The organism is Nonomuraea composti, assembly GCF_012034275.1.
In the GTDB taxonomy this organism is placed as follows: domain Bacteria; phylum Actinomycetota; class Actinomycetes; order Streptosporangiales; family Streptosporangiaceae; genus Nonomuraea; species Nonomuraea composti.
The window spans coordinates 24,245-30,362 of the sequence record NZ_JAATEP010000089.1 but is presented as its reverse complement, the minus strand read 5'-3'; the positions used below and the strand labels follow the sequence as shown (position 1 = coordinate 30,362).

The window sequence follows — 6,118 nt, the reverse complement described above, 5'->3', positions numbered from 1 at the left end:
CCAGCTCCTTGAAGCCCTTGTCGATCTTCGTGAGCTGCGAGCCGGACGCGATGGGGATGATGATCTGCTCGGGCAGCCGCCAGCCGAGCTGCTCGGCGATCTCGTACGCGAGCGTCTTGGAGCCTTCGGCGTAGTAGGGCCGCAGGTTCACGTTGACGAAGCCCCACTTGTCGCCCATGGGGTCGCCGATCAGCTCGGAGCAGAAGCGGTTGACCTCGTCGTACGTGCCGTCGATGCCGATCAGCCGCCCGCCGAAGACGCGCGCCATGGCGATCTTGGCCTTTTCCAGGTTGGCCGGGATGAACACGCACGCGTCGAGCCCGGCCCGCGCGGCGGCGGCGGTGACGGCGCCGGCGAGGTTGCCCGTGGAGGAGCAGGAAAGCGTGTGGAAACCGAAGTTCCGGGCCGCCTCCACGGCCATGGCCACGACCCGGTCCTTGAAGGAGTGGGTGGGGTTGCCCGAGTCGTCCTTGACGTAAAGGGACTTGATGCCGAGCGCGCGCCCCAGGTTTCCGGCCTTGACCAATTTCGTCCAGCCGGGGTTCATATTGGGCTTACTGGCCACGTCGACCGGAACGGGGAGCAGCGAGCGGTAACGCCAGATGTTCGCGGGACCGGATTCGATCTCCGCGCGCGTCACCTCGCCGAAGTCGTAGGCCGCCTCCAGCGGCCCGAAACACTCCTGACACGCGAAGCTCGGGCCCAGCGGGTAACGGGCGCCGCACTCGCGGCAGGACAGAGCGACGGCAGGACCAAAGTCGAGCGACATGAAGCGAGGCCTTCCCTCATCTTCGCCCACGGCCACCTTGACCGCGAACCGGAATTGGCACCTTGTCCCGGTCGGCCTCGCCAGGTCGCGAGTCGAAAGCCGGGAGGGTTGCCGGGGCTTCGCAGGGCCGGTCCCTCCACCCCTCTGGATGAGCAATATGCAGTTGTTGAAATGGACTCTACCCGCTTAAGTGGCCGAAATTACCACCCGTCTCAACATGCGAGACAAGCAGTCTCAGCGATAGTCCTCGCCCAGCACGCCCTGCACGTATTTGCGGGCCTGATGGATGCGCGACTTCGCCGTGCCCAGCGGGATGTTGAGCTGCTCGGCCACCTCGTTGTAGTCGAGCTGGACGATGTCGCGCAGCACCAGCGCCTGCGCCAGGTCCGGCTTGTCGGCCTCCAGCGCCTCCATCGCGTCGAGCAGGTCGAGCCGCGACCCCGCGATCACGCTGACCCGCCGAACGTCGGGCTTCTGCATGGGCAGCTCGTCGGAGGTCTGCTCCGCCGCCCTGCGCTTCAGCGACCGGTACGTGGTGCGCGCGCAGTTGGCCGTCACGATGTGCAGCCAGGTGCTGAACCTGGCCCGCCCCTCGAAGCGCCCGATGTTACGCGCCACGGCCAGCAACGTATCTTGCGAGGCCTCCTCCGCGTCCTGGTGATAGGGGAGGATCCGGGCGCAGTGACGCATCACATCGGGCTCAATCCGCGCGAGGAGCTCGCCAAGTGCGCGATGATCTCCCGCAGCAGCGGAGCGGGCGAGTTCCTCGGTTAGCTCATCAAGCGCCATAGCTGGGATCCTATGATCGAAGGGAGCTGCGATGAACAGCGTCCTGCTGGCCTCCAACAGAGGGCCTGTCTCCTTCACCGTCTCCGACGACGGTGAGCTCACCATGAAACGCGGCGGCGGCGGCCTCGTCTCGGGCCTTTCGGGCGTGGCCAAGGACGACGGCGTGCTGTGGGTCTGCGCCGCGCTCTCCGACGGCGACCGCAGCGCCGTGCGGCTCGCCTCGGGCGGCCGCATCGACCACGTCGGCTACGATACCGGTCCCCTGCGCATGCTCGACATCCCGCCCGCCACCTTCCACCGCGCCTACAACGCCGTGGCCAACTCCACCCTCTGGTTCGTCAACCACCTGCTCTACGACATCCCGAACTCGCCCAACTTCGGCACCAGGTTCGAGCGCGAGTGGGAGTCGTACCGCGACTACAACGGCGCGTTCGCGCTCGCGCTGGCCGAGGAGGCCGGGCACGGCGCCCGCGTGATGGTGCAGGACTACCACCTGACCCTCACCCCCGCCATGCTCCGCGCCGAGCGGCCCGACCTGCGCATCGCCCACTTCAGCCACACCCCGTGGGCGCCGCCCGAGTACTTCTCGCTGCTGCCCGACGACGTGGCCGGAGAGGTCCTGGAAGGCATCCTGGGGGCCGATCACGCCGGGTTCCTGACCGACAGGTGGGCCCAGGCGTTCATGGACTGCTGCGAGCGCCTCCTGGGCGCGGAGGCCGACCGTGCCGGCCGCAGCGTCACCTACGAGGGCCGGACGACCCGCATCGGCGTGCACAGCCTCGGCGTGGACGGCGACGCGCTGTGGCGGCGCGCCTGCGAGCCCGACGTCGAGTCGCACATGACCGCGCTCAGGGAGCAGGTCGGCGACCGCAAGCTGATCGTCCGCATCGACCGCACCGAGCTGTCCAAGAACATCGTGCGCGGCCTGATCGCCTACCGCGAGTTCCTCGCCGCGCACCCCGAGTGGCACGGCCGCGTCGTGCACCTGGCCTTCGCCTACCCCAGCCGCCACGACCTGCCCGAGTACCGCGAGTACACCGCCTCCGTGCAGCGCTGCGCCCAGCAGATCGAGGACGAGTACGCCACCGTCGACTGGGACCCGCTGATACTCAACGTCAACGACGACTACCCGCGTTCGCTGGCGGCGTACCGGCTGGCCGACGTGCTGCTGGTCAACCCCATCCGCGACGGCATGAACCTCGTCGCCAAGGAGGGCCCCGTCCTGTCGCCCCGCTGCGCGCTGGTGCTCTCGCGCGAGGCCGGGGCCGCCGCCGAGCTCGGCGCGCACGCGCTCATGGTCAACCCCTACGACATCAGCGGCACCGCCGCCGCCCTGCACGACGCGCTGGTCATGCCCGAGGACGAGCGCCGCACCCGCCGCGACAAGCTGCACGCCGCCGCCACCGCCCTGCCGCCGCAGAAGTGGCTCGCCACCCAGCTCGAAGCCCTCGCCTGACGCTCGCCTACGATGGAGGCATTCCGAGTGGGGGAGGCCGCCGGGTGAGCACGGCATTATCGCCCGTCCGTCTGATCAGAGACCGCCCGACCTGGCTCGTCTACCTGCTGCTCAGCGCCTTCGCCACCTTCGTGTACGGCCTGAGCGCCGCCGTGCCGCTGCTGCGCGCCGACCAGGGCACCTCCGCCACCGTCGCGGGCCTGCACGGCACCGCCATGGCCGCCGGCACGGTCGCGGCCGGCCTCCTGCTCCCTCTCCTCACCCGCAGGTACGGCCGGCGCGCCACGAGCTGGGCCGGCCTGGCCGGGATGAACGCGGGCCTGCTCACCGTCTTCGCCTCCGACGCCCTGCCCCTGACGCTGCTCGGGTACGCCGTCGCCGGCGGCTTCGGCTCGGCCATGCTCTACACCGCCATGGCGGCGCTCAGCGACCACCACGGGAGCGCCGGGGCCGCCGCGCTGAGCGAGGCCAACGCGGTCGCGGTGGTGGCGGGCATGGCGATGACGTTCGGCCTCAGCGTGGTCGGGCAGAGCGCGCTCGGCTGGCGCGCCGCCCTCCTCGTCACGCCGGTCCTGAGCGTCCTGCTGGTCGTGACGATGGGCCGCGTCTGGCCCGCGGGCTCACCGACCGGCCGACCGACCGGCCCGGAAGCGGCCTCGACCGGCGCGGACGCTGCCGGCGATCCCTCGACCAGTGGCGGGTGGCGGTTCCACCTGGCGGGCGCGGTGCTGTTCTGCTGCGTGGCCCTGGAGTTCACGTTCACCCTGTGGGCCGCCGGCCTGCTCGCCCTCAGCACCGGCCTGTCCCCCGCCGCGGCGGCGACCGGGCTGACGGCGTTCATCGCGGGCATGGCGGCGGGCAGGTTCGCCGGGGCGCAGCTCGCGCTGCGGCTGCCGCCGGTGCCGCTGTTCGCGGGCGCGCTGGGGCTGACGCTCGCCGGCTGGCTGGTGTTCTGGCTGAGCGGTCACCTGGTGCTGTCGTACGCCGGGCTGGTGATCTGCGGGCTCGGCGCGGCCCTGCACTTCCCGCTGGCGCTGGCCGCGCTGATCGCCGCCTCGGGCGACCGGGCCGACCGGGCGGCGGCGGCCTCGCCCATCTGGGCGGGCGCCGCCATGGCGATCGGGCCGCTGGTGCTCGGCGCGCTGGCCGACGGCTTCGGCACCCGCGACGCGTTCCTGATGGTGCCGGTGCTCATCGGCCTCGCGGTCACCGGCGTGCTCGTGTCGGGCCGGGGCGCGCGCGCCCGTACCTGACCCTGGGGTGTCACCTCCAGTCGGCGTGCTTGAGCGTGTCGGCCAGCCCCGGCGTGTTCCACTGGTCCACGACGAGCAGCTTCGTCTTCGGCAGGTACCACTCGCGCTGCGTGAACCGCTTGTACGTCCGGCTGCCGGAGTAGGAGACGCACTTGGCCTGCCAGGCGTTGTAGGCGGCCTTGTGGCCGGGCCCGACCTGGCGCAGCCCCCGGCTGACCTTGGGCCCGACGACCTCGCCCCACTTGTCGTCGAACGGGCAGGGCTGCACGTCACTTGCCGTGTAGAACGGCCGCTCGCCGGTGTAGGGGCCCCAGCCCTCGGCGCCGACCTTGATGTACTTCGGGCCGAGCAGGTAGAACGAGTCGCACTCGGGGGTGCTCCAGCCCATGGCCTTGCCGCACCGGCCGGTGACCACCTGCACGGCGTCGGGGCCGAACCGGTGGACCTCCCACTGGATCGGCACGTACAGCGTCATGCCCCTGAACGTGAGCCGCTGGGCCGGCGCGGCGACGGCGGGCGCGGAGAGGGACAGGAGGGTGATCGCGGCCACCCCGGTGGCGGCCGCGACGGCGAGGGAACGCTTCTGCATGCGCCCGACCCTAGGGATCACGACTTGCAGATCAGTCTCAATTGACTGAGAGCTCAGGGCCGGGTGAAGGCGGTGGCCAGCTCGGCGAGCAGCGCGACGACCCCCTCGGGCCCGTCGACCACGATGTCGGCCCGCTCGGCGAGCGCGGTGACCTCGGCGGAGCCGCTGCACACGGTGACGCCGGGCAGCCCGGAGTCGCGTACGGCGTCGAAAGCGGCCAGGTCGCCCAGGTCGTCGCCGGCGAACATGACGGACCGCGCCGCCCGCTCGGCCAGGAACAGGCTCAGCGCGTGCCCCTTGTCCATGCCGGGCGGCCGCAGCTCCAGCACCATGCGGCCGGGCTCGATCACGAGGTCGTGCTTCTCCGCCAGCTCGGCCAGCGGCTCGCGCAGCTTGGCCAGCGCGCCCTCGGGGTCGGGGCTGCGCCGGGTGTGCACGGCGACCGCCCGGCCCTTGTCCTCGATGGCCACGCCGTCGAGGCCGAGCGAGTCGAGCAGCAGCGGCAGCTCGGCCTCGGCCCTGGGCACGCCCGGCGGGGGCGGGGGCGCGGAGATCCGCCCGCCCTCCCAGCGTTCGAAGCCGTAGTGCCCGAGCACGACCAGCCCCGGCACGTCGGCCAGGCCCGGCCCGAGCTCCAGTGCGGTGGCCGCGGGACGCCCGGTCACGATGGCCACCGCGAGGACGTGCGCACCCAGGTCGGCGAGTACCTCGGGTGCCTTGGGGTGGATCACGGCCTTGGCGGGGTCGGGGACGATCGGCGACAGGGTGCCGTCGAAGTCGAGCCCGATCACGGCGCCGGCCGGATCACTCAGGATCGCTTCCATTCCAGGGATGTTCTTCACGCGCCTGCCGTACCCAGCAGGTCAGGGACGCATGCCGAGCCTTCTGGCCGCGCGGTCGCGCTGACGGGTGGTCCGTAACCTGCGCAGCCTCTTGACCAGCATGGGGTCGTGCTCGAGCGCCTCCGGCCGGTCGATGAGGGTGCCGAGCAGCTGGTAGTAGCGGGTGGCGGAGATCCCGAAGGTCTCCTTGATGGCGTGCTCCTTCGCGCCCGCGTAGCGCCACCATTGGCGCTCGAAGGCGAGGAGCTCGAGTTCGCGGTCGGACAGTGGTTGTCGGGACGGGTCCTGGGCAGCATTGTCACCGCTGAGCGGTGCTCCCATGGTGTCCTCCTCGAAAGGGGCGGGTGACGATCACATCGCCCGCACGCGGCCCGTGGCCATCGTAATGTGCGGAGTGCGGCTGTTCACGGCGGATTGGGA

The 6,118-nt window shown here is 71.2% G+C and carries 7 protein-coding genes and 1 riboswitch; of the genes, 2 read left to right on the top strand and 5 right to left on the bottom strand.

Annotation, left to right across the window (positions count from 1 at the left end):
* Window positions 1-769, bottom strand: a 769-nt coding sequence (gene thrC, locus HCN51_RS54655; protein ID WP_168021689.1) for a threonine synthase, incomplete at its 3' end; no start/stop codon positions are given.
* Between the two features lie 13 nt (window positions 770-782).
* Window positions 783-924, bottom strand: a riboswitch (SAM riboswitch).
* Window positions 925-1,003: 79 nt separating this feature from the next.
* Window positions 1,004-1,558: an RNA polymerase sigma factor gene (locus HCN51_RS54650; RefSeq protein WP_080044716.1), complete on the bottom strand. Its 555-nt coding sequence runs from the start codon at window positions 1,556-1,558 to the stop codon at window positions 1,004-1,006.
* 31 nt (window positions 1,559-1,589) lie between these two features.
* Between HCN51_RS54650 and HCN51_RS54645 the strand changes: the two genes are divergently transcribed.
* Together HCN51_RS54645 and HCN51_RS54640 are read left to right on the top strand one after the other, a co-directional pair.
* Window positions 1,590-3,014, top strand: coding sequence for an alpha,alpha-trehalose-phosphate synthase (UDP-forming) (locus HCN51_RS54645; protein ID WP_168021688.1), 1,425 nt, complete (start codon window positions 1,590-1,592; stop codon window positions 3,012-3,014).
* A gap of 44 nt (window positions 3,015-3,058) precedes the next feature.
* Window positions 3,059-4,267 (top strand): MFS transporter, encoded by a 1,209-nt coding sequence (locus HCN51_RS54640; RefSeq protein WP_168021687.1) that lies wholly within the window; start codon window positions 3,059-3,061, stop codon window positions 4,265-4,267.
* A gap of 10 nt (window positions 4,268-4,277) precedes the next feature.
* On the opposite strand, the gene HCN51_RS54635 is transcribed toward HCN51_RS54640, so the two are convergent.
* The 3 genes from HCN51_RS54635 to HCN51_RS54625 are packed head-to-tail and all read right to left on the bottom strand — an operon-like array spanning window position 4,278 to window position 6,019.
* Window positions 4,278-4,856 (bottom strand): hypothetical protein, encoded by a 579-nt coding sequence (locus HCN51_RS54635; protein ID WP_168021686.1) that lies wholly within the window; start codon window positions 4,854-4,856, stop codon window positions 4,278-4,280.
* Between the two features lie 53 nt (window positions 4,857-4,909).
* Complete coding sequence (gene otsB / locus HCN51_RS54630) at window positions 4,910-5,680, bottom strand: trehalose-phosphatase (protein WP_168021685.1); 771 nt, start codon at window positions 5,678-5,680, stop codon at window positions 4,910-4,912.
* Window positions 5,681-5,719: 39 nt separating this feature from the next.
* The gene (locus tag HCN51_RS54625; protein ID WP_168021684.1) at window positions 5,720-6,019 is read right to left on the bottom strand and encodes a DUF3263 domain-containing protein; all 300 of its coding nucleotides are present in this window, start codon (window positions 6,017-6,019) and stop codon (window positions 5,720-5,722) included.
* Window positions 6,020-6,118: the final 99 nt, after the last annotated feature.

What these genes read in the sequence shown, in the direction of transcription:
- HCN51_RS54650 (WP_080044716.1), bottom strand. Translation starts at nt 1,558, where the DNA reads ATGGCGCTTGATGAGCTAACCGAGGAACTCGCCCGCTCCGCTGCTGCG.
- HCN51_RS54645 (WP_168021688.1), top strand. Translation starts at nt 1,590, where the DNA reads ATGAACAGCGTCCTGCTGGCCTCCAACAGAGGGCCTGTCTCCTTCACC.
- HCN51_RS54635 (WP_168021686.1), bottom strand. Translation starts at nt 4,856, where the DNA reads ATGCAGAAGCGTTCCCTCGCCGTCGCGGCCGCCACCGGGGTGGCCGCG.
- otsB (WP_168021685.1), bottom strand. Translation starts at nt 5,680, where the DNA reads ATGGAAGCGATCCTGAGTGATCCGGCCGGCGCCGTGATCGGGCTCGAC.
- HCN51_RS54625 (WP_168021684.1), bottom strand. Translation starts at nt 6,019, where the DNA reads ATGGGAGCACCGCTCAGCGGTGACAATGCTGCCCAGGACCCGTCCCGA.